20 protein-coding genes and 1 tRNA gene are annotated in these 21,443 nt (G+C 62.3%); 13 read left to right on the forward strand and 8 right to left on the reverse strand.

Annotation, left to right across the window (positions count from 1 at the left end; genetic code table 11):
* The first annotated feature begins 35 nt into the window (after window positions 1–35).
* The 5 genes from FAX90_RS00730 to FAX90_RS00750 all read left to right on the forward strand — a co-directional run bounded on the left by FAX90_RS00730 (window position 36) and on the right by FAX90_RS00750 (window position 5,364).
* A complete protein-coding gene (locus FAX90_RS00730) occupies window positions 36–701 on the forward strand; it encodes a DUF4331 family protein (RefSeq protein ID WP_144094617.1) in 666 nt (221 codons plus the stop codon).
* Window positions 701–1,429, forward strand: a complete 729-nt coding sequence (locus FAX90_RS00735; protein WP_170234808.1) for a DUF4331 family protein — start codon at window positions 701–703, stop codon at window positions 1,427–1,429. The genes FAX90_RS00730 and FAX90_RS00735 overlap by 1 nt, the downstream gene beginning before the upstream one ends.
* 2 nt (window positions 1,430–1,431) lie before the next feature.
* Window positions 1,432–2,853, forward strand: coding sequence for a tetratricopeptide repeat protein (locus tag FAX90_RS00740; RefSeq protein ID WP_144094621.1), 1,422 nt, complete (start codon window positions 1,432–1,434; stop codon window positions 2,851–2,853).
* Window positions 2,846–3,952 carry a HupE/UreJ family protein gene (locus FAX90_RS00745; protein ID WP_170234809.1) on the forward strand — a complete coding sequence of 369 codons (1,107 nt, stop codon included), beginning with the start codon at window positions 2,846–2,848 and terminating at the stop codon, window positions 3,950–3,952. Before FAX90_RS00740 ends, FAX90_RS00745 begins: the two co-directional genes overlap by 8 nt.
* Before the next feature lie 122 nt (window positions 3,953–4,074).
* Window positions 4,075–5,364 carry an O-acetylhomoserine aminocarboxypropyltransferase gene (locus FAX90_RS00750; protein ID WP_144094625.1) on the forward strand — a complete coding sequence of 430 codons (1,290 nt, stop codon included), beginning with the start codon at window positions 4,075–4,077 and terminating at the stop codon, window positions 5,362–5,364.
* Window positions 5,365–5,476: 112 nt separating this feature from the next.
* Here the strand turns inward: FAX90_RS00750 and FAX90_RS00755 are convergent, their stop codons facing one another.
* The 6 genes from FAX90_RS00755 to FAX90_RS00780 form a co-directional block, all read right to left on the reverse strand.
* The gene (locus FAX90_RS00755) at window positions 5,477–6,526 is read right to left on the reverse strand and encodes an ABC transporter ATP-binding protein (protein WP_144094627.1); all 1,050 of its coding nucleotides are present in this window, start codon (window positions 6,524–6,526) and stop codon (window positions 5,477–5,479) included.
* A complete protein-coding gene (locus FAX90_RS00760; RefSeq protein WP_144094629.1) occupies window positions 6,523–7,566 on the reverse strand; it encodes an ABC transporter ATP-binding protein in 1,044 nt (347 codons plus the stop codon). The genes FAX90_RS00755 and FAX90_RS00760 overlap by 4 nt, the downstream gene beginning before the upstream one ends.
* 6 nt (window positions 7,567–7,572) lie before the next feature.
* On the reverse strand, window positions 7,573–8,514 hold the full coding sequence (locus FAX90_RS00765) for an ABC transporter permease (protein ID WP_144094631.1): 942 nt from the start codon (window positions 8,512–8,514) through the stop codon (window positions 7,573–7,575).
* On the reverse strand, window positions 8,507–9,424 hold the full coding sequence (locus FAX90_RS00770) for an ABC transporter permease (protein ID WP_144094633.1): 918 nt from the start codon (window positions 9,422–9,424) through the stop codon (window positions 8,507–8,509). Before FAX90_RS00770 ends, FAX90_RS00765 begins: the two co-directional genes overlap by 8 nt.
* A gap of 61 nt (window positions 9,425–9,485) precedes the next feature.
* The gene (locus FAX90_RS00775; RefSeq protein ID WP_205700598.1) at window positions 9,486–11,102 is read right to left on the reverse strand and encodes a peptide ABC transporter substrate-binding protein; all 1,617 of its coding nucleotides are present in this window, start codon (window positions 11,100–11,102) and stop codon (window positions 9,486–9,488) included.
* Between the two features lie 132 nt (window positions 11,103–11,234).
* On the reverse strand, window positions 11,235–11,774 hold the full coding sequence (locus FAX90_RS00780) for an adenine phosphoribosyltransferase (protein ID WP_144094635.1): 540 nt from the start codon (window positions 11,772–11,774) through the stop codon (window positions 11,235–11,237).
* Window positions 11,775–11,959: 185 nt separating this feature from the next.
* Here FAX90_RS00780 and efp point away from each other — a divergent pair, with 185 nt between their 5' ends.
* From efp to FAX90_RS00800, 4 genes are all read left to right on the forward strand, one after another.
* Window positions 11,960–12,523, forward strand: coding sequence for an elongation factor P (efp, locus tag FAX90_RS00785; protein WP_144094637.1), 564 nt, complete (start codon window positions 11,960–11,962; stop codon window positions 12,521–12,523).
* 12 nt (window positions 12,524–12,535) lie between these two features.
* The gene (locus FAX90_RS00790; RefSeq protein WP_144094639.1) at window positions 12,536–13,357 is read left to right on the forward strand and encodes an inositol monophosphatase family protein; all 822 of its coding nucleotides are present in this window, start codon (window positions 12,536–12,538) and stop codon (window positions 13,355–13,357) included.
* 51 nt (window positions 13,358–13,408) lie between these two features.
* Window positions 13,409–13,492 (forward strand) — tRNA-Leu (locus FAX90_RS00795).
* 79 nt (window positions 13,493–13,571) lie between these two features.
* Window positions 13,572–15,371: an SLC13 family permease gene (locus FAX90_RS00800; RefSeq protein ID WP_338080214.1), complete on the forward strand. Its 1,800-nt coding sequence runs from the start codon at window positions 13,572–13,574 to the stop codon at window positions 15,369–15,371.
* Here FAX90_RS00800 and FAX90_RS00805 read toward each other — a convergent pair.
* Window positions 15,362–15,997 carry a winged helix-turn-helix domain-containing protein gene (locus tag FAX90_RS00805; protein ID WP_170234810.1) on the reverse strand — a complete coding sequence of 212 codons (636 nt, stop codon included), beginning with the start codon at window positions 15,995–15,997 and terminating at the stop codon, window positions 15,362–15,364. The genes FAX90_RS00800 and FAX90_RS00805 overlap by 10 nt on opposite strands.
* A 167-nt stretch (window positions 15,998–16,164) precedes the next feature.
* Here FAX90_RS00805 and FAX90_RS16470 point away from each other — a divergent pair, with 167 nt between their 5' ends.
* From FAX90_RS16470 to prsR, 4 genes are all read left to right on the forward strand, one after another.
* Window positions 16,165–16,314: a hypothetical protein gene (locus FAX90_RS16470; protein WP_170234811.1), complete on the forward strand. Its 150-nt coding sequence runs from the start codon at window positions 16,165–16,167 to the stop codon at window positions 16,312–16,314.
* An 85-nt stretch (window positions 16,315–16,399) separates the two neighbouring features.
* Window positions 16,400–16,684: a hypothetical protein gene (locus FAX90_RS00810; RefSeq protein WP_144094643.1), complete on the forward strand. Its 285-nt coding sequence runs from the start codon at window positions 16,400–16,402 to the stop codon at window positions 16,682–16,684.
* A 196-nt stretch (window positions 16,685–16,880) separates the two neighbouring features.
* The gene (gene prsK / locus FAX90_RS00815; protein ID WP_144094645.1) at window positions 16,881–18,941 is read left to right on the forward strand and encodes an XrtA/PEP-CTERM system histidine kinase PrsK; all 2,061 of its coding nucleotides are present in this window, start codon (window positions 16,881–16,883) and stop codon (window positions 18,939–18,941) included.
* Window position 18,942: 1 nt separating this feature from the next.
* Window positions 18,943–20,319 carry a PEP-CTERM-box response regulator transcription factor gene (gene prsR, locus FAX90_RS00820; protein ID WP_144094647.1) on the forward strand — a complete coding sequence of 459 codons (1,377 nt, stop codon included), beginning with the start codon at window positions 18,943–18,945 and terminating at the stop codon, window positions 20,317–20,319.
* A 6-nt stretch (window positions 20,320–20,325) separates the two neighbouring features.
* On the opposite strand, the gene FAX90_RS00825 is transcribed toward prsR, so the two are convergent.
* Entirely contained in the window at window positions 20,326–21,387 is a 1,062-nt protein-coding gene (locus tag FAX90_RS00825) for a DUF475 domain-containing protein (protein WP_144094649.1), read from the reverse strand.
* Window positions 21,388–21,443 lie beyond the last annotated feature (56 nt).

Consider the following 21,443-nt stretch of genomic DNA (forward strand, 5'->3'; position numbering starts at 1 on the left):
ACCCGGTGCGGTTCGAACAGAACCGGGAGCAGACAATGCGCAAGATGAGAACACTTACCCTTTCGGCAGGAGGGCTGGCGCTTGCCACGGGCGCCGCATTGCTCGTGCCGGGCCTCGGCGGATTTGCCGCCGATCACCTCGACCCGCCGGCGCGAACCGATCCTTCGGTCGATGCAACGCCCGACCGGGCGGCCGACATCGCGGACCTCTTCGCGTGGCACGATGACAACAACGTCAATCTCGTCCTGACTTTCGCAGGCCCGCAAGCCACCGATCAGCCGGCCACTTACGATCGCGACGTTCTCTACACGATTAACGTGTCGAACGCGTCTCCGCGCACAACCGCCGAATTGCCGATCGAGGTTCGCTTCGGTCCGGGCAATACGGACGGTAGCTACGGCGTCCAGATTTCCGGCGTGCCCGGCGTGACCGGCGCGATTGCCGGGCCTGTCGAAACCGACCTGATGCAGGACGGCGTCATGGCGCGGGCAGGACTGTTCGACGATCCGTTCTTCTTCGACCTCCAGGGCTTCAAGGATACAGCGGCGACCGGCGAACTCATGTTCGACAGCACCCGCGATTTCTTCGCAGGTCAGAATCTTACCGCTGTCGTGATTTCCATCCCCAAGGACCGGATCGCGAATGGCGACAATCCCGTGGACGTATGGGCCACGACCGCACGTTTCGGAGGACAGCTGTGATGACTTACTCAGCAAGAAGTGCCGCAAAGGCCCTTGGCCGCCTCGCGCCGATCACGATCGCAGCCCTTCTGGTCAGCGGCTGCGGGGGCGACGATGACTACATGAAGGACGACCCGGTCATGATGCCGTCGCCATCGCCCAGCCCATCGCCAACCGCGACGCCGACACCCACCGCCAGTTACGACGTGACCGCCTGCCTGACGCAGGAAGTCGCACCGGGGGTTTCGGTCGCCGATCTCGTCGTGCCGGACACCCTGACGCTGAACCTTGCGGGCACGTCGGGATTTCCGAACGGGCGCAAGCTGGCCGACCCGGTTATTGACGTGACGCTGGCCGTGATCTTCCTCGACCTATCGGTCGATGGGCCGGGCACGCTGGCCGGGCTTCCACTGAACCCGCCGAAAAACGACGTGGCATTCCGCTCCTCGTTCCCATTCCTCGCCGCCGCCCAAGGTTCACCGCCTACGGCAACGCAGGGAAGCGGTTTCGATTTCAGGAGTGACGGTGCCTCTGCCTATACCCGCGTCGATCGCATGGGGATGCCCGCGGTATCGACGGCCCTTATCGGTTCGGATCAGAAGAACGCCTACAACGACGCCGATCCGGCCGATGACGCCAGCGGCGTCTTCGTCGACGAGCTGACCGAACAGCTGACAGGCCTGACCAACGCGCTGGCGGATGATCTTGTCGCTGCTGGCCTCACGCCGTGCGCGACACCGGTCTCGTGACAATGGGTGCATCGCTTTCGCAGGAGGGCGATGCACCTTCGCCCTTTGTCGGGAGTGCGTTCGACTTTGTGCGTTGGGGCGGGGGTTGGGCGATACTTCTTCTGCCTCTTGCGATCGTCCTTGCGGTCGTCCTGGCCGAATGGGCTTCGAGCTCTGAGGGTCAGGACGAGCTGCTCGGTCGGTCAGCGCCCGTTCCGGCAGAGCTGGGGCAAGGCTTGGCCTTCGGGCCCGCCACACACGGCCTTGCCCTGGCTGCCAATGCAGATGCGATCGCGCTTGCGAATGAGCGCGTGGCGAATGGCCCTGGCCAGTGGCTCCGTCAGGAAGGACTGGCGGCCGCCTTGTTGCAGCGTTTTGCGCTTACCCACGATTATGCCGATCTGAAGAATGCCTCGGATACGCTGAGAAAGGCGCGCGGCCTCGCACCCTCGGGATCGGGGCCATGGCTGCGCGAGGCAGCGGCGGCGATGATGAATCACGACCTTGCAAAGGCCGAACGCGCGCTCAACGGGGCGGCGGCTATGGCGGTCAGTCCGTCGCGCCCGGACAGGGCGGAGATCGCCGCGATACGCGGGGACATCGCATTCTATCGCGGCGAAATGACCGGTGCGGCGCATCGCTACAGAGAAGCGCGAAACCTCGACGAGACCTCTACCCAACCTTACCGCCGTGCTGTCCTGGCGCGCTCGCAAGGACACTTCGACGAAGCACGACAGCTTTTTGCGGCGGCGGCCGCGACGGGCGATACGCCGCAGATGCGCGCGCAAATCGCGATGCAGATCGGCAGGACCGATAGCGCGCAGGGGCGCTATGCCTCGGCCGCGGAATGGTATCGCGAAGCGGACCGCCTGTTTCCCGGAAGCCCGCTGGGCGCTGCCCTCAACGCCGAAGCGCTGGCATTGTCGGGTGACAGCGATGGGGCGATTGCGGCGCTTGAAAAAGCAATCGCGGCGCATCGTTGGCCCGAGATGATGGACGCGCTTGCGATGATCCACAGAAGCAGGGGCGAACGCGCCGAGAGCGAATACTGGTCGGCACAGGCGAGGGAAATCTGGGCGGATCGGATGTCCATGGCACCGCTTGCCGCACAGGCCCACGCCGCCGAACACGAACTGGCTTTTGGCGATCCGCGCCGCGCATTGCGACTGACAAGCGCGAACCTTTCGGCCCGCCCACATGGCGAGGCGCGCATCCTCATGGCAAACGCCCTTTTGGCCAATGGGCAGCCGGACAAGGCCCTGGGCCAACTTCGGGCGGCAGAGCGAGAGGGGTGGCGCAGCGCGCCGATGTTCGCGGCCATGGCCGAAGCTGCGGCGATGACGGGCGACGATGCTCTCTCGACCGAAGCGACCGAGAAGGCCGAACGCATCAATCCCGAAATCTTCAAGTCAGCAACACGATTGGCATGGTTTGGTCATGGCTAGAATTCTGCAAATCCTCATCGCCCTCTCCCTGCTGGTCTGCGGACAGTCGGCAGCTGCGCACCTAACGCCCAATAGCGAGATCAGCCTTCGGCCGGTATCTGACGGATATGCCGTCAGTATCATCGTGCCCGCGGCCGAATATACATACGCGTCGGGGAATGCGTCAGACAACCGCGCCTCATCGCTGGATGACGCGGTCGGATACCTCAAAGATCGATTTCGGGCGACCGGCGAGGACGGAACGCCTCTTGCCATCGACATCCTCGACGTCAAATTCGCGCAAGTCGAAGGCCCCGAAGACCTCTTTGCCGAGGCAAGGATAACGCAGCCGCCGGGCAGTGCGGATTCCCCGTTCACGCTGCACTGGTCCGTCGTCATCGACCGTGTGCCCGATCACTTCGCGCTCGTGTTCATGGACAAGGACGGTTCGCGCCAGGTCCAGGGTTCGCTGCGGCAGGTGGACCAGTCGCTCAGCATCGATCCGAAAGGGGCGCCGTCCGCCGGATTTGCGAACGCGGTCTGGTTGGGGGCGTCACATATCATTGGCGGGTTCGACCACCTGCTTTTCCTGCTGGCCTTGCTGATTTCCGCGCCGCTTATCGCGCAGAAGGGGCGCTGGGTCGGAATAGCACCGCCCAAACGTGCAATCTGGCAAGTTGCGAAAGTCGCGACCGGATTCACGCTTGGCCATTCGATCACGCTTGTCGTGGCGGGGCTGGCGAACTGGAGCCTGCCGGTCGCTCCGGTCGAGGCGCTGATCGCGCTGTCGGTGGTGGTCACCGCGACACACGCGATACGACCGATTTTTCCTGGGCGGGAGGCTTGGGTCGCAACCGGCTTCGGACTCGTCCACGGACTGGCTTTCGCGACGCTTGCGACCGGTTCGACCGCAATGCCTTCGCTCAACCTGACGACGTTGCTTGGCTTCAACATCGGTATCGAACTGGTGCAGCTTGCCGTGCTTGCGGCAGCCCTGCCGGTCCTGTTCCATGCGATGCGCGACGCGCGTTTTGGCAAGATACGCAATGCTGCGGGCCTGTTCACCGCCGTGTGCGGATCCATCTGGTTGATGCAGAGGCTGTCCGGCGCGCTGGCGTGATCGGTATGAACAAGTGGCATGGGCGAAAGGCGGTCAGAGGGCCGTCTGAATTGTAGAATTCGGTGCCCAACCGTGATACCGGCCCCCCATCATCCGGCAGGAACAGGGGGAGGGTCTTTATCATGGCTGAATTGAAACTGGGTACACTGGCCGTGCACGCGGGTTGCGAACCCGATCCGGCCACCAATGCGCGGATCACGCCGATCTACCAGACCGCGGGCTACGTTTTCGACAGCGCGGAACACGCCGCGGACCTGTTCTCGCTCAAGCAGTTCGGCAACATCTATTCGCGGATCATGAATCCAACGAACGACGTGCTGGAAAAAAAGATCGCGGCGCTCGAAGGGGGCGTCGGGGCTTTGGGTGTGGCCAGCGGTCATGCGGCGCAGCTGATCGCGTTCCACACGTTGATGGAGCCGGGCTGCAATATCGTGGCGGCTCGCAAGCTTTATGGCGGCTCGCTCAACCAGATGGGCGAATCGTTCCGCAAGTTCGGTTGGGAAACGCGCTTCGTCGATGCCGACGATCCGGAAAACGTGCGCGCGGCGATCGATGAAAAGACGCGCTGCATTTTCGTGGAAAGCCTTGCCAATCCCGGCGGTGTGGTCACGGATATCGCGGCCATCGCCGATGTTGCGCACGCCGGCGGCGTGCCGCTTATCGTCGACAACACGATGGCGACCCCAATGTTGTGCCGCCCGTTCGAACACGGGGCCGACATCGTCACTCATTCGACGACGAAATTCCTGAACGGCCACGGCAATGCGGTGGGCGGGGTAATCGTCGATTCCGGCAAGTTCGACTGGAAAGCGCATGGCGACAAGTTTGCCAGCCTGACGCAGCCGAACGGATCGTATCACGGCGCGGTTCTGGTCGATGCGCTTGAACCCGTGGGGCCGATTGCCTTCATCATCGCCTGCCGCGTCCTTGGGCTTCGCGACCTTGGCCCGGCGCTGGCACCGCAGAACGCGTGGCTCGCGCTGACCGGCATGGAAACGCTGGCCCTGCGGATGGAGCGGCATTGCGAGAACGCGCTGAAAGTCGCGCAGTGGCTGGACGGGCACGACCGTATCGAATGGGTGTCCTACGCCGGGCTGGACGACAGCCCCTACAAAAAGCTGGCCGACAAATATCTGGGCGGCAAGGGCGGTGCGGTTTTCACCTTCGGCGTGAAAGGCGGGTTCGAAGCAGGGGTGAAGCTGGTTTCCAGCGTGAAGCTGTTCAGCCATCTGGCGAACATCGGCGATACGCGCTCGCTCATCATCCATCCGGCATCGACGACGCACAGCCAGCTGGAAGGCGAGGACCTGATCGCCGCAGGTGCGGGGCCGGACGTGGTACGCGTTTCGATCGGGATCGAGAATGTCGATGACCTGATCGCGGACCTCGACGCGGCGCTGCAAAGTATCTGATCGGGGTTTCGGCCCGCATAAGCAGCCGGTTCCGGCGTCGACGAGATGACACGAAAAAGGCGGCGACCCATCACGGGGCGCCGCCTTTTTCCATGTCCGAAATGTCGTTTCGTCAGGCCGGTTCGGTCTCTGCCGCGGCCTGCACGCAGAACGGGCAGTTGGTGGCGAAATGGTTGGGCCTGATTTCAGTGAGGATCGGTTCCTCGTGCTTCATGCGCTCGTCATGCTCGATCGGGCTACGCGGCCAGAAGTTGCAGCCTTCTGGCGGGTTCATGGGCGAAGGCGGATCGCCTTGAAGCACGATGCGGCTGCGCGTTTTTTCCGATGTCGGATCGGGACGCGGAATGGCGCTCATCAATGCGCGGGTATAGATGTGCAGAGGATGATCGACGACGTCGCTTGCCTCACCCAGTTCGAGGATGCGGCCCAGATACATCACGGCGATCCGGTCGGCGATGTAGCGAACCACCGAAAGATCGTGGCTGATGAAAATCATCGTCAGCCCCATCTCGCGCGTCAGACGCTTCAACAGGTTCAGGATCTGCGACTGGATCGACACGTCTAGAGCGGAGACAGGCTCGTCCGCGATGATCAGCTTGGGCTCGGGCGCAAGAGCGCGGGCGATGGCGACACGCTGACGCTGGCCGCCCGAGAATTCGTGCGGATAGCGCTTCATCTGGTTGGGGTTCAGGCCAACCGTGCGCAAAAGTTCGGCTACCCGCGCGCGCAGGGCATCGCCCTTTACGTTCGGGTGCCGCGTTCGGATCGCCTCCGACAGGGTGTCGAGGACCGTCATGCGCGGGTTCAGCGACGCATAGGGGTCCTGGAAGATCATCTGGAAGTTGATGCGTTCCTTGCGGATTTCGGTGTCCGAAAGCGCTGACAGTTCCTTGCCTTCAAGGAAGATGCGGCCCGAAGTCGGGCGGATCAGCTGCATCACGGTGCGCGAAAGGGTCGACTTGCCGCAACCGGATTCGCCGACCAGGCCCAGAATTTCGCCTTCCCGTACGGTCAGCGTGACGCCGTCGACCGCCTTGACCACGCCCTTGCTTTCACGCGTCAGCAGCGTCTTGCCCATGTCGAAATGGGTGTGGACGTCGTCGAGGACGAGGAAATCGTTCTGCGGATCGACCGGCACGGCTGGTTCCACATGCTCGCTCATTCGGCCGCTCCCGTCTCTATCGCTTCATCCGGGCTGTCGGTCTTGGCCAGCACCGTTTCGATCGGGGCGGAACTGTCACAGAAGCCGCAGTCGGCATAACAGTGCCCATCGGCCATCTCGACCAGTTCAGGACGATCGCCTTCGGGCTTGCCGGTCTTGGGATAGGGACAGCGCGGATAGAAGGCGCAGCCGTGGATCGGCTTCGACACGTCTGGCGGCAGTCCGGGAATGGTATAAAGCTCTTCACCCTTGGTCTGCAGCGACGGGATCGTCTTCTGCAGGGACCGCGTATAGGGGTGCTTGGCCTCGTAGAAGACCTGTTCGGCCGTGCCGCTTTCCATCATGCGGCCGCCGTACATCACGTTGACTTTGTCGCAGGTGCCGGCAACGACGCCGAGATCGTGAGTGATCAGGATGACCGCGGTGCCGAGGTCTTCCTGACGCTTCTTGATGATGTCCATGATCTGCGCCTGCACCGTCACGTCGAGCGCGGTGGTCGGCTCGTCCGCGATCAGCAGATCGGGTTCGGTGATCAGGGCCATCGCGATCATCACGCGCTGACGCATGCCGCCCGAAAACTCGTGCGGGTAGTTGTGCACGCGTTTAGCCGCTTCGGGAATGCCGACTTCTTCCAAGGCGGCGATCGCCTTGTTGATCGCCGTTTTCTTGTCGACGTCGTAGTGAAGGCGCAGCGATTCGATCAGCTGGGTCGAAATCCTCAGGAACGGATTGAGCGAGGTCATCGGGTCCTGAAAAATCATGCTGATCCGATTGCCGCGGATCTTGCTCAATTCCTTCTTGCTCATCGTCAGCAGGTCGCGGCCGTCGAACATGGCCGTGCCGCCGTCGATCCGGCCCGGAGGTTCCGGGATCAGCCGCATCAGAGAATAGCAGGTTACCGACTTGCCGGAACCGGATTCGCCGACGATGCCCAGCGTTTCGCCCTTGTCGAGCGAGAAGGAGACACCGTCCACCGCGCGGACGACGCCGTCGCGGGTGTAGAACGATGTCCTGAGGTCTTTGACTTCGAGTAGAGCCATGATCGATCAGTCCTTCGCGCTCTTGGGGTCGAGCGCGTCGCGCAGGCCATCACCCAGGAAGTTCAGGCAGAACAGGGTGAGGGCAAACAAAAAGGCGGGGAACATCAGCAGCCACGGGAAGATTTCCATGTTCTGCTGACCTTCGTTGATGAGAACGCCCCACGATGCATTCGGCGGCTGAACGCCAAGGCCGAGGAACGACAGGAACGCCTCCAGCAGCATGACGGCCGGAACAGTCAGCGTCGCGATGACGATGACGGGGCCGAGCACGTTGGGGATCAGGTGGCGCAGGATGATGCGCTTGTGGCTGTAGCCCAGCGAAACCGCCGCCTCGACGAATTCCTGTTTTTTCAGGCCAAGCACGCCGGAACGGACGATACGCGCCATCGAAAGCCATTCGACGCAGCCGATCGCCACGAACATCAGCCACATCGAGCGACCGAATGCGACCATCAGCAGGATGACGAAGATGGTGAAGGGCAGAGCATAGAGCAGGTCGACGAAACGCATCATCGCCGCATCGACCTTGCCGCCCAGATAACCCGCGGTCGCGCCGTAGATCACGCCGATGAGCAGCGAGACGACCGTTGCGACGAGGCCCACCATGAGCGAGATGCGCCCGCCTTCCATGGTGCGGACCAGCAGGTCACGGCCCAGCGTATCGGTACCGAACCAGTGTTCGGCGGACGGGCCGGTGGCGCCCAGGAACAGGTCCTGTTGCTGACTGTCGTAGGGCACGAGGAACGGGCCGACGACGCAGAACACGCAGATTACGAGGAAGATCACGAGGCTTGCCACGGCAAGCTTGTTCTTCTTCAGGCGCGACCAGGCGTCCTTCCAGAGGGAAGACCCTTCGACCAGTTCCTCGTCGGCGATCTCCGATGCGCTGTGCTTTGGCAGCGGCGCGGCTTCGTTGCCGAGAACGGCAGTTTCGGAATGATCAGTCATACTTCAGCCGTGGGTTGAGGGCGACCTGTGCGATGTCGACCAGAAGGTTCATCAGAACGATCAGCGATGCGAAAAGAACGGTAAGGCCCAGGATCAGGAAGTCGTCGCGGTTGAGTGCGCCCTTCACAAACCACTGGCCAAGCCCCGGAACCTGGAAGATCGTTTCGACGACGAAGGAACCGGAAATGATACCGGCAAGCGCAGGGCCGAGGAACGTGATCGCGGGGATGAGGCCGCCCTTGAGGCAGTGCTTCCACACGATGGTGCGTTCGGGCACGCCCTTGGCACGCGCGGTGCGGACCCAGTCCTGGTTCAGCATTTCTAGCATGCCGCCACGCGTCAGGCGGGCGAAGTATGCGGCATAATAGAGGCCAAGCGTCGCTGAGGGCAGGACCACGAATTCGGGCCCGAACCAGCCAGCGACCGGCAGGACCGCGAAGATCAGGCCGAAGACCAGTGCGAGCAGCGGACCCATGACGAACGTCGGCAGGCAGATGCCGGCCATGGCCGTCGACATCGGGACATAGTCGAGCCAGGTGTTTTTCTTCACCGCCGCGATGATGCCCGCCGGAATGCCCAGCAGGAGCGCGATGGCGAGCGAGATCGAACCGAGTTTTAGCGAGACCGGGAAGCTTTCCGCGATGATGTCGGTAACCGAGCGGTTGGCATAGACCGCGCTGGGCCCGAAATCGCCGTGCAGGATATTGCCGAGCGAGGCGATGAAACGTTCCGAAGTCGGCTTGTCATAGCCGTAGAACGCCTCGATCTGGGCGAGGATTTCGGGCTGGATCGCGCGTTCGGAACTGAACGGGCTGCCCGGCGTCGCCGCCACGAGGAAGAATGTCACCGCATAGATTCCCAACAGGACGAGAATGCCCTGCAGGAAGCGGAGTGTGATGAATTTTGCCATTGGCGGTTACGCTCGCTTCTGGAAGGCGGGCGACCCGATGGGGCCGCCCGCCAGTTTCGTGTCACTCGGCGTTGATAGAAACGTACTTGTAGGGGTGGTTGTCCAGCAATTTCGGATACCAGCCCTGTACGCGCGGATCCTTCAGATAGACGCGCGTGTACCAGTAGACCGGCACGATCGGCAGATCGGTCAGCAGCAAGTTCTCCGCTTCGCGAAGCAGGCCGAGGCGTTCTTCCTCGCTCTGCGCAACCTGTGCCTGTGCGACCAGACGGTCGTACTGGGGATTGGACCAGCCGGTGTCGTTGTTGCCGTTGCCGGTGGTGAACATGTCGATGAAGGTCGACGGGTGCACATAGTCACCGATCCAGGCAGACCGCGAGATGTCGTAATCGAGGTTGGACTGGCTATCGAGATAGACCTTCCATTCCTGGTTATAGATGCCGACGTCGATGCCAAGGTTCTGCTTCCACATGGCCTGCATCGCTTCGGCGATCTTGCGGTGCGCTTCGGACGTGTTGATCAGGATTTCCGCCTTGGGAAAGCCCTTGCCGCCCGGATATCCGGCCTCTGCCAGAAGCTTGCGACCAAGTTCGGGATCGTACTTCACCTTGTCCGACGTTTCGTAGCCCGGAATGCCCGCGGGCACATAACCCGTGGCAGGTGCCTGTCCGCCTTTCGTCACCTTGTCGACGAGGAGCTGCTTGTCGAACGACACGGCCAGCGCTTCACGAACTTTCGGATTGTCGAACGGCGGGCGCGTGACGTTCACGCGGTAGAAGTAGGTGCCGAGATAAGGCTCGATCTTGAGCTCGTTCGGCATCTTTTCCTTGAAAATCGGAATCTTGTCGGGCTGCACCGTGTTCGTCATGTGCAGGCGGCCGCCGCGGAACATCGTCTCTTCGGTGGCGGCATTCTCGACCGGATAGAACTCGATCCCCTTGAGCTTGACCGTGCCCGCGTCCCAGTACGTGGGATTGGGTTCGACCCGGATGACCTGGTTGGTCACCCATTCCTTCAGCACGAAGGGGCCGTTTCCGACGTAATTCTCGAACGTGGACCAGCGGCTTGCGCGGTCTGCCATCCCGCCATTTTCCTCGACCACGCGTGGGTTCACGGGGAAGAAGCTGTAATGCTTCAACATATTGAGGAAGTACGGGGTCGGCCCTTCGAGCGTGACCTGGAGCGTCTTGTCGTCGATGACCTTGACGCCGACGGTGGAGAAATCCTTCGTCTCGCCATTGTGGAACGCCTGCGCGCCCTTGATGACGTAGAGCATCGGGGCATATTCCGCGCCCAGCGCCGGGGTCAGAATGCGCTGCCAGCTATAGGCGAAGTCGCCCGCGCGAACAGGGTCGCCGTTGGACCACTTGGCATCGCGAAGGTGGAACGTCCAGACGGTGTAGTCGTCGTTGCTTTCCCACGATTCCGCCATGCCCGGTTCGGGTTTCAGGTCGTCGGTCGGATGATAGGAGATCAGCCCTTCGAGCAGGGCCGAGATGATCTTGTTCTCCGGCACGCCAGTCACGAGATGGGGGTCGAGGCCTTTCGGCTCTGAACCATTGCCCATCATCAGAATGCCTTCGCGTGCGGCAACATCGGTGGCGCGTTCACGATCTCCGCACGAAGCGAGGCCGAGACCCATGCACGCCGCCAGGATGACATTTCGAAGTAGTTTCATTTGCATCCTTCACGGGTATGAAATTTTATTGCGTCTCGCAAGCACAGTATCCCCGAACAACGCCTGAACGCGTGCTTTTTTCCGGATTTCGCTTGCTGCAACGCGGTAAAGGCACGCAGGCCTTCGAAAGATTTATTCGCCCTCGAATTCGACGAGCGATAGCGGCGAGATGTCGGCCTGGCGCAGTTTCGCCGCACCGCCCAGTTCGGGCAGGTCGATGACGAACAGCGCCTTGTCGACATGCGCTCCGCGGCCGCGCAGCAGCTCGACCGCTGCAAGAGCAGTGCCGCCGGTGGCCAGCAGGTCGTCCACCAATACGACTTTCGCGCCGGGGCCGCAGGCATCGTCATGCATTTCCAACATGTCGGTGCCATATTCGAGCGCATATTCGATGGACACGCGCGAACCGGGTAGCTTGCCCGATTTGCGCATCATCAGCACGCCGCAGCGCAGGCGATAGGCAAGCGCGGAGGCAAAGACGAAGCCGCGCGCCTCGATCCCTGCGACAAGGTCGGGTTCCTCGCCTTCGATCAGGTCGGCCAGCCGGTCGATCGTTTCGTGAAAGGCCCCGCCTTCGAGCATCAGCGTCGAGATGTCGCGGAACATGATTCCGGGTTTGGGATGATCGGGGATCGTGCGGATGAGATCTTTCAGATCGCCATTGTCATCCATATTGCTGAACCGGCCTCCTGTGGTTTCAGGAAGGACGATAGGGAAAGCCTATCGCCCCCGCAACGCCTGCTCGATAACGGCGGGGTCGGTTTTTGAAACCACCGCTCGCTTGCCGCGCGGCGTCCTTGTCGCTAAGGGCGGCGCTTTCCGACAGGAATCCACGTTCTTTCACAGGCTGAAGCACCATGAAGATCAGCGGCGTCGACATTCGCCCCGGCAACATTCTCGAATACGAAGGTGGCATCTGGAAGGTTGCCAAGATCCAGCACACGCAGCCCGGGAAGGGCGGTGCCTATATGCAGGTCGAAATGAAGAACCTGCAGGACGGCCGCAAGACGAACGTGCGCTTCCGCAGCGCCGACACGATCGAGCGTGTGCGCCTGGATACGAAGGACTTCCAGTATCTCTATGCCGAAGACGACATGCTCGTCTTCATGGATACCGAAACTTACGAACAGATCATGCTGCCTGCCGACCTTCTGGGCGATGCGGTCGCTTTCCTTGAAGACGGCATGCAGGTCCTGCTCGAACTGTGGGAAGAAAAGCCGATTTCGGTCCAGCTTCCCGAACAGGTCGAGGCCACCATCGTCGAGGCCGACGCCGTGGTTAAGGGGCAGACCGCTTCTTCCAGCTACAAGCCCGCAGTGCTCGAAAACGGTGTGCGCGTCATGGTGCCGCCGCATATCGAAAGCGGCACGCGCATTGTCGTCGACGTGTACGAACGTACTTACGTGGGCAAGGCCTCGTAAGGAAAACAGACGATGGCAATTACCGGACTTATCCGCGTGATGGAGCGCGCCGCCCGCAAGGCCGGACAGCGCCTGCGCCGCGACTTCGGCGAAGTCGAACACCTCCAGGTCAGCCGCAAGGGCCCTGCCGACTTCGTGTCGAAGGCGGACCGCGCAGCAGAGCGTACCTTGTGGGACGAACTGAAGGTCGCACGGCCGGGCTGGGGTTTCCTGCTCGAGGAATCGGGCGAAATCGAAGGTGAAGAGGGCAAGCCCCGCTTCGTGATCGATCCGCTCGACGGCACATCGAACTTTCTCCACGGGCTGCCGCACTTCGCGATTTCGATCGCGGTGCAGGAACCCAAGCTCGACGGATCGGGCTGGGGCGAAGTCACGCATGCCGTGGTCTATCAGCCGGTTACGGACGAGACGTTCTGGGCCGAAAAGAGCCGCGGTGCATGGCTGCACGATGCGCGCCTTCGCGTGTCCGCCCGGCGTGAACTTTCCGAATCGCTGATCGCGACCGGCGTGCCCTTCGGCGGCTACGGCAACTTCGGCGAATGGGCGAAGATCGCGGGCGAAATCGCGCCGCGTGTGGCCGGTATCCGCCGTTATGGCGCTGCCTCGCTCGATCTCGCCTGGGTTGCCGCGGGCCGGTACGAAGGTTTCTGGGAAGCGGGCTTGAAGCCTTGGGATTCGGCGGCGGGCTGCTTGCTCGTGCGTGAAGCCGGCGGTTTCGTGTCGGATTGGCGCGGCCGTTCGCTGCCGATCTGCGACAGCACGATCCTTGCGGGTAACGATGTATTGCACTCCCGGCTTCACAAGTTGCTCGTCGGCGCGCTGAAACCTGCTTGAAGCAGGCGGGCGCTGCGGTTAGGAGCGACGTCCCGCGTGCAAGCGCGGCAGGCCCCTGTGGCGGAATGGTAGACGCGAACGACTCAAAATCGTTTGTCTTAGGACGTGCCCGTTCGAGTCGGGCCAGGGGCACCATTACCGGGATTGCGATTGAAATAATGAAACGCGCGCTTCTCTCCTTGGCTGTAGCGCGCGCTGCTAAGGGCTGGTAACCATGGGTTATATGCCCGGCATTCCCCCCTATCATGCACTGGGCGCGATGGTCCTGACCCTCGCGATGTTCATAGCATTCGCCCGCGGCCGAATCGCGACGGAGATCGTCAGCCTCGTCACGATCGTCCTGATTGCGCTGGGCCTGTTCTTCTTCCCGTTGGAAGGTGAGAGCGCGACACAGGGCCTGACGCTTGCCTTTTCGGGCTTCGGGCACCCCGCGCTGATTACGATCTGCGCCTTGATGGTCATGGGCCGCGGCCTTGTCGTCACCGGCGCGCTGGAACCTGCGACACGCCTTCTGGCTACGGTCTGGAAGCTCAACAAGCATCTCGGGATGCTCGTATCGCTGCTTCTGGCGATGATCCTGTCGATGATGGTCAACGATACGCCGGTGCTGGTCCTGTTGCTGCCGGTCTTTGTCGGCCTTGCCGAACGCGGGGCCATGGCGGCATCGAAGACGCTGATTCCGTTGAACGCAGCGGTCCTGATCGGCGGCATGGCGACCACCATCGGCACGTCGACGAACCTGCTGGTCGTCTCGATCGCGGCGGACCTTGGCATGGCGCCGATGCGGGTGTTCGATTACACGCCCATCGTCGCGGTCGCGGCGCTGGTGGCGATTCCCTATCTCTGGCTCGTCATGCCGCGGCTACTTCCGGACAACGGACAGGCTTTCTCGCGGGCGCGGCGGACCTTTTCGGCAACGCTTCGTGTCGATGACGACAGCGAACTGGTCGGACAGACCCCGCGCGATTTGCTGGAAAATCTGCCCGAGGGCTTCGCGTTCGAAGGATCGCTGGACCGGCAGATCACCGCCAATTCACGCCTCCCCGTTTCCGGCACCCACAAGGCGCTGGAAGACGCGGTCCGCATCCTGAAGGCACGCGTTGCCCCGGCCTGGGTGGTGGAACGCATCAACGCTGCCGCGCGTACGCAGGCCAGTGACGTCGTCGTTGTCGAAATGGCGGTTACCGCCGAATCGCGCCTTGTCGACCTGACAATCCCGTCATCGGGTGTTGCCGGGCAGTTCGGCGTCGCGGTTCTTGGTATTCACCAGCTCAATCGCGGGCCGGATCGTGGCCGCCATGAATATTCCGAACTCCAGCTGAAACCGGGCGACGTGCTGCTTGTCATGGGCCCGCTGGCAGAGATCGAGGAATTTGCCGAGAGCGACCGGCTCCTCGTCCTCGAAGGCATCGTCGAGGTTCCGCGCCGGTCCAAGGCGGTTCTGTCCGCGGCAATCATGTTCGGTTCGGTCGCCACCGCCAGCATGGGCTTGTGGCCTATCGCCATCGCTGCGCTCGTCGGTGCGATCCTGATGTTCGCGACCGGCTGTGTGAAGTTCGACCGCGTGGGCAGGGCGCTTTCCGCCAATGTCATCGTGCTGGTCGCGGCCAGCATCGCGATCGGTCGTCTTATCCTGGAAACCGGGGCCGCGGCATGGCTGGGCGCATTGCTTTCCGCCGGGCTCCAGTTCCTGCCACCGGCGATGATCGTCGCGGCCGTCATGCTTTTCGTGACGCTGCTGACGAACTTTGCCTCCAACGCGGCGGCAGCGACGGTGGGCACGCCAATCGCGTTCAGCATTGCCGAAAAGCTGGGCCTTCCGGTCGAGCCGCTGGTCCTTGCCGTCCTGTTTGGCTGCAACCTGTGTTACGCGACCCCTATCGCCTATCAGACGAACATGCTCATCATGGAAGAAGGGCAGTACCGGTTCAGCGACTATCTGCGCACGGGCGTTCCGCTCGTGATCCTGATGGCGACCACTTTGTCGTTGATGCTGGTGTTCTTCTACATGTGACGATGGCTGGCCGGACGGCCCAGGCGATAGCCGATGGCCGGTTCGGACAGGAAATAGCGGGGAAGATCAGGCTCTGGTTCGATCCGCTTGCGAAGCCGGTTGATGGCAACGCGCAGGTTCTGCCGGTCCGTCGTGCGCGAACCCCATGCCTTCTCCAGTAACTCTTCGTGTGTCGCGAACCCGCCCTGCTTTTCGAACAGGGCCTCGACAAGGGCGGCTTCCCGCTCGTTAAGGCGATGGACTTCGCCGCCAAGCGACAGTCGGCCACTATCCATATCGAACGACAGGTCCGGCGGCAGGGCAGGGCATCCGCCCAGAAGATCGAGCCTTGCCGAAAGCTGGTCGGGGTCGACAGGGCCGGTTGTCAGGAATTCGTGCACCCCTTGGTCAAGAGCGCGCTTGCGCTGTGTCTTGCGGGCAATGGTGGCGAGAGCCAGGACAGTGCGTCCTTGTAAGATGCGTGCGGCAATTCGATCCCCGGCATCGGGCAAGTCCAGGCTGACGAATGACAGCGTTTCGAGTCGTCCTGACGAACTGATTCGCGTCAGAACCGCCGAAATCTCGCTGCGATCGGCATCGGTGCAGTCAAAAAGCGCATCATCGGGCAAAAGATTGTCGGCAATCATCGTGCGTTTGCTGTGCGATCCGGGACGTAAAAGCAATGTGGGAACCATTTCACTTGTTGCGGCATTGCCACAGGCGGAATCCCGCGCTTTTTGTCATATTTTCCGATATTGACATTGATGTCAGGGCGCGGTTTTCTAGCAATCTGGATCAACCGGGGTTTACTGCAATGGATACTGCGCCGACATCGATTCTTCCCCAGGGCAATGGAGAGGAAAGCACCAGCGACATCGCTGCGTGGCTCGATACTATCGCCAAGCCCGAAGGCGCCCGCTCCGGCGAATTTCGCCGCACTCTGGACGGCCTCCTCGGCGGCTGAAATTGCCCCGCAGGATCGCGCTTGCGGAACAACATACTGACCTTCGGTGTTTTCCCTTCAAGTTGATTTGAAGGGGAGACCTCCGATGGTCGAAGAACGTTATACCGAAACCCGCACGCCCGAGGGCAATACCCATACCCATACCGAGATCGTCCGCGATGCGTCAGTACGCTCTCGCGGGGGATTTGGCTGGCTCATCGTCGTGATCCTTCTGCTGGCCGTCGTACTTGGCGGCTTTGCCCTAATGAAGAGCAGCAATTCCGAAGTCGCGCGCGACAATGCCATAGCGGATGCGGCAAGCAGCGTCGGTGACGCTGCCGAAAGCGTCGGGAACGCAGCGGATACCGCGGCAGATAATATTTCCAACTAAGCTTGAACCCGTATCGGTCGTTTTGGCCGAATGGATGCGATGAACGCCGGGGCTCTTTAGGGGCTCCGGCGTCTTTGCGTTTACGGCGCATTTACCATGCGTGTTTAAGTTTGCAGGCCATGTTCCAGGCACGCATTCAGCCCTGCGATTTCAGCTCCCCAAGGGGTGAGGAGATCACGCCCCCGGATAAAGTGGGATGAGCGCGACGTTCGTCGTATCGCTCGTCCAGGCGCTGGCCGCGCTCGCGTGCCTTGCATCGGCCTATATGCTTTGGCGCGGACAGGCGGCTGCGCCGTCCCGCGCGCTGGTGATCGCGGGGCTCGGCACGGCGGCCGCACACATGCTGGCCAGCACGCCGGGCATTATCGATCCGGCCGGTATCTGGCTTGTCACAGCGCTGCGCAATCTCGTCTGGCTTGCCCTGATTCGAGCTCTTTTCGCGGCCGACGGACGCCATGCAAGCCTGCGGCCCGTCGAACCCTTGCTGGTTGCGCTCGCGCTGGCCGAACTGCTTCAGGTTCCGCTGGCCGTGATGGCTGGCATCTTCTCCGATCCCGTCGCTTTTTCGTTGATGGCCAAGGTTTCGGCGATTTTCCACCTGCTCTTCGCGATCGGCATACTGGTTCTCGTCCACAACCTTTACGGCGGTGCCGGACCGCAGCAACGGCCGCGCATCAAGTGGATGGCAGGCGCGCTGGTCGTGGCCTGGGGCACGGAACTCAACGTCTTTGCAGCAAGCTACCTTTGGGGCGAATTGCCGGTGGCAATGGAACTGCTGCGCGCCTCGGCGTGGGCCGTGGCTGCGTTTTTCCTGTGGCTCGACGGGCGGCAGTCGGGCGCACGCGAATTTTCGCCATCGCGCACGGTGACGTTCCAGTCACTGTCCCTCATCGTCATCGCGCTCTATCTGTTCGCGCTGTTCACGATCGACGGCGCGGTGACCGGTGATGATCCGGGTCTCGGCATTGTCGGACGTTTTGGCGCGGTGGTTTTCGCCGTGGCAATCGGGGCGCTGCTCGCTTCGCGCAATTTGCGTGCCTGGCTGCGCGACATGATCGTGCGCAACCTGTTCCGGCATCGCTATGACTACCGCGAGGAATGGTTACGGCTTTCGGCGACGGTCGGCGCCAATTCCGCCCCGGCCGAACAACGCGCGGTCCAGGCCCTGGCCGATATCATGGACAGCCCCGGCGGCTTCCTGCTCTCCCCCGGGGACGAGGGGGCGTTCGAACTCAGCGCGCACTGGCATTGGCCAACGCTGGACGTTCCGGCCACTGGCCTGTCCGAGCCGCTGGCGCGCATCATCGGGCATGACGGCGCGGCCATCGAACTCGATGCGGTGCGCGGCGGCCACCAGCCTTTCGGCGGTCATCACTTGCCCGAATGGCTGTTGTCGACGGAACGGGCATGGCTGCTCGTGCCGCTTCAGGTCGATGGCCGGACGACGGGCGTGATCGTCCTTGCCCGCCCTGCCTATTCGCGCGCGCTGGACTGGGAAGACCACGACTTGCTGCGTATCGTCGGGCAACAGCTTGCCGCCCATCTCAGCCAGAACCAGGCGCAAAAAGCGCTTTTGGAATCGGCCCGGTTCGAGGAATTCAATCGCCGCATGGCTTTCGTGATGCACGACATCAAGAACCTTGCCAGTCAGTTCGGCCTGCTGGTGTCGAATGCCGAACGCCATATCGAGAAACCGGCCTTTCGTGCCGACATGCTGGTCACCTTGCGCAAGGCCACCGAGCGGCTCGAAAGCCTGTTGGGGCGGCTTTCCAGTTATGGCGCGAACGGGGTGGGTAAACCGGTGCCGGTCGCGCCGCTCGATGCGGTACATTCGGCGCTGAAGTCGGAGCTGGCCAGCGGCCTTGTGGAGATCGGCCACGGCGGCGGCGCGACGATGCTGGGCGACCGGGAGGCGCTGGAGACCGTGCTCAAGCACCTGGTCCGTAATGCGATAGAGGCGAGCGAACCGGGCCAGAAGGTCGAGATTCATTTCCCCGGCACCGACCGCATGGCAGGTGTCGCCATCGTCGACAGCGGTAGCGGGATGACGCCGGAATTCCTTCGCGCCGGACTGTTCAAGCCGTTCGTTTCAACCAAGAACAACGGCTTCGGCATCGGGGCATACGAAGCGCGCGAGCTGGTGCGCGCGATGGGCGGCAGGCTCGAGGTGGAATCGCGCGTCGGGGCCGGTTCGCGGTTCGTGATCTGGTTGCCGCGTGCGGCGGATCTGGCCGACGAAGACAGGAAGGTTGCGTAAGATGGGCGGGAAAAGCGAAACGGCGCTGCCAAGGCTTCTGGTGATCGAGGACGATCCCGGCCTGCAGGCACAGCTGAAATGGGCATGGGACGATTTCGACGTCACGTGCGTCGGAGACCGCGATGCCGCGCTTGCCGCGCTTCGGTCCGAGGAACCCGACGTCGTTACACTCGACCTGGGCCTGCCGCCCGATCCTGACGGGACGAGCGAGGGCTTTGCCGTGCTCGACGCGATCATGGAACTGAAGCCCGACACCAAGGTCATCATCGCCAGCGGCCACGGCGCGCACGAAAGCGCGCTTCAGGCGATCGAGCGCGGGGCCTACGATTTCTATGCCAAGCCGGTGAAGATCGACGAACTGGCCCTGATCGTGCGCCGTGCGCTGCACTTGCGCGAGATCGAACAGGAGAACCGCTCGCTCGCCGCGAAAACGGGCGAGGAACGACGCGTGCTTGGCACATTGGTGACTTCCGCGCCCGAAATGGTCCGCGTCGCCCGCACCATCGAACGCGTCGCGCCCGCCGACGTTTCCGTCCTGCTTCAGGGGGCGAGCGGGACGGGCAAGGAACTGCTGGCGCGCGGATTGCACGATTCCAGTCCGCGCCGCGGCGGAGCGTTCGTTGCGATCAACTGCGCCGCCATTCCCGAACACCTGCTGGAAAGCGAACTTTTCGGGCACGAAAAAGGGTCCTTCACCGGCGCGACTACGACGCGTGAAGGCAAGATCGAACTGGCCCAGGGCGGCACCCTGTTCCTGGACGAACTGGGCGACATCCCGCTTGCGCTCCAGGCGAAGCTGCTGCGTTTCCTGCAGGAGCGTACCCTCGAACGTGTCGGCGGGCGAAAGTCGATCGCGGTCGACACGCGCATCGTTTGCGCCACGCACCGCGATCTTCAGGCGATGATCGCGGAAGGCACTTTCCGCGAGGATCTCTATTACCGCCTGGCAGAAATCGTCGTCGCCATCCCCACGCTTGCCGAAAGGCCGGGCGATGCGCCGCTGCTGGCGCGGCATTTCCTGCATCGCTTCGCCAAGGAGATGAACCCGAAAGTCACCGGCTTTTCCGCCGATGCGCTGGCGGCGGTGGATACCTGGCACTGGCCGGGTAATGTTCGCGAGCTTGAGAACCGGGTCAAACGCGCCGTCATCATGGCCGATGGCAAGCTGGTGAGCGCAGAAGACCTCGACCTGGCAGAGCCTGACGAGGAGCTGGCCCACGCGCTGAACCTGAAGGCCGCGCGCGAGCAGGCAGACCGCAAGGTGATCCGCCATGCCCTTGCCCGCAGCGACGGCAACATCAGTTCCACCGCGCGGATGCTCGGCATCAGCCGGCCCACGCTCTACGACCTGATGAAGCAGTACGACCTTTCGGCCTGACCTGCCTCAATCGATGGTGGCGTTCGCCTCTTCGGGGTGTTTTTTCGAATAACGGACCGACCACCACAGCGAGATGAGGATCAGCGTCGCGCCGACGAGGCCGGTGATGACTTCGGGGATGTGGAACTTGGCGGTCAGCAGCATGATCACGCCCAGCACGATGATCGCCCAGAACGCGCCGTGTTCGAGATAGCGATACTGCGCCAGCGTGCCAGCGCGCACGAGGTGGATCGTCATTGAACGCACGAACATCGCACCGATCGACAGGCCAAGCGCGATAATCAGCATGTTGTTGGTGAGCGCGAAGGCACCGATCACGCCGTCGAAAGAGAAGCTGGCGTCCAGCACTTCGAGGTAAAGGAACCCGCCAAGACCGGACCGCGCCGCGCCTTCGGCTGCCTTGTTGTCGGCCATGTCGAGCAGGGTGCCGATGGCCTCGACCGCGATGTATGTCACGATGCCCAGCATGCCGGCGGTCACGAAGGTCAGCGCCTCTTCGTCGGGCAGCAGCAGCGAAATACCGTAAAGGCCAAGCACGAGGATGGCGATTTCCGCCGCCTTGATGTTCGAGACCTTGGCGAGAAACGCCTCGATCTTGCGAATCCAGTGGATGTCCTTTTCGCCGTCGAAAAAGAAGTTGAGCCCCACCATGGTCAGGAACGCGCCGCCGAAACCCGCAATTCCGGTATGGGCCGACGACACGATCTCCTCGTAACGCTTGGGCTCGTTCAGGGACAGGTGGATCGCCTCGATCGGGTTCAGATTGGCCGCGATGCCGACGATGGCGAGCGGGAACACGATGCGCATGCCGAAGACGGCAATGGCGATACCCCACGTCAGGAAGCGCTGCTGCCATTTGGGCGGCATGTCCTTGAGCACGGTCGCGTTGACGACCGCGTTGTCGAAGCTGAGCGATACCTCAAGGATCGACAGGACCACCACGATCCACAGGACGTTGAATACGCCTGTGATCCCGTCACCTTGCGAAATGCCCAGCCAGACGGCGAGGGCAAGGCAGATGAACGTGAAAATGAACGAGCCTTTGTAATGGGCAAGGAGCGTCTTCAAGGTAGGGGGATCCAGTCAGGACAGAGGCGCGGGTTTGTGAGGGCGAACGATCCGGG

This window comes from Croceicoccus sediminis (assembly GCF_007570835.1).
Classification (GTDB): Bacteria; Pseudomonadota; Alphaproteobacteria; order Sphingomonadales; family Sphingomonadaceae; genus Croceicoccus; species Croceicoccus sediminis.

Bases quoted from the DNA above. Each gene is read 5' to 3' on its own strand.
- FAX90_RS00780 (WP_144094635.1), bottom strand. From the start codon at position 11,774: ATGGATGACAATGGCGATCTGAAAGATCTCATCCGCACGATCCCCGAT.
- FAX90_RS00765 (WP_144094631.1), bottom strand. From the start codon at position 8,514: ATGACTGATCATTCCGAAACTGCCGTTCTCGGCAACGAAGCCGCGCCG.
- FAX90_RS00770 (WP_144094633.1), bottom strand. From the start codon at position 9,424: ATGGCAAAATTCATCACACTCCGCTTCCTGCAGGGCATTCTCGTCCTG.
- FAX90_RS00740 (WP_144094621.1), top strand. From the start codon at position 1,432: ATGGGTGCATCGCTTTCGCAGGAGGGCGATGCACCTTCGCCCTTTGTC.
- FAX90_RS00775 (WP_205700598.1), bottom strand. From the start codon at position 11,102: ATGAAACTACTTCGAAATGTCATCCTGGCGGCGTGCATGGGTCTCGGC.
- FAX90_RS00755 (WP_144094627.1), bottom strand. From the start codon at position 6,526: ATGAGCGAGCATGTGGAACCAGCCGTGCCGGTCGATCCGCAGAACGAT.
- FAX90_RS00790 (WP_144094639.1), top strand. From the start codon at position 12,536: ATGGCAATTACCGGACTTATCCGCGTGATGGAGCGCGCCGCCCGCAAG.
- FAX90_RS00760 (WP_144094629.1), bottom strand. From the start codon at position 7,566: ATGGCTCTACTCGAAGTCAAAGACCTCAGGACATCGTTCTACACCCGC.
- prsK (WP_144094645.1), top strand. From the start codon at position 16,881: ATGAGCGCGACGTTCGTCGTATCGCTCGTCCAGGCGCTGGCCGCGCTC.
- FAX90_RS00750 (WP_144094625.1), top strand. From the start codon at position 4,075: ATGGCTGAATTGAAACTGGGTACACTGGCCGTGCACGCGGGTTGCGAA.
- FAX90_RS00735 (WP_170234808.1), top strand. From the start codon at position 701: ATGACTTACTCAGCAAGAAGTGCCGCAAAGGCCCTTGGCCGCCTCGCG.
- FAX90_RS00805 (WP_170234810.1), bottom strand. From the start codon at position 15,997: ATGATTGCCGACAATCTTTTGCCCGATGATGCGCTTTTTGACTGCACC.
- FAX90_RS00800 (WP_338080214.1), top strand. From the start codon at position 13,572: ATGGGTTATATGCCCGGCATTCCCCCCTATCATGCACTGGGCGCGATG.
- FAX90_RS00730 (WP_144094617.1), top strand. From the start codon at position 36: ATGCGCAAGATGAGAACACTTACCCTTTCGGCAGGAGGGCTGGCGCTT.
- prsR (WP_144094647.1), top strand. From the start codon at position 18,943: ATGGGCGGGAAAAGCGAAACGGCGCTGCCAAGGCTTCTGGTGATCGAG.
- efp (WP_144094637.1), top strand. From the start codon at position 11,960: ATGAAGATCAGCGGCGTCGACATTCGCCCCGGCAACATTCTCGAATAC.
- FAX90_RS00745 (WP_170234809.1), top strand. From the start codon at position 2,846: ATGGCTAGAATTCTGCAAATCCTCATCGCCCTCTCCCTGCTGGTCTGC.
- FAX90_RS00810 (WP_144094643.1), top strand. From the start codon at position 16,400: ATGGTCGAAGAACGTTATACCGAAACCCGCACGCCCGAGGGCAATACC.
- FAX90_RS16470 (WP_170234811.1), top strand. From the start codon at position 16,165: ATGGATACTGCGCCGACATCGATTCTTCCCCAGGGCAATGGAGAGGAA.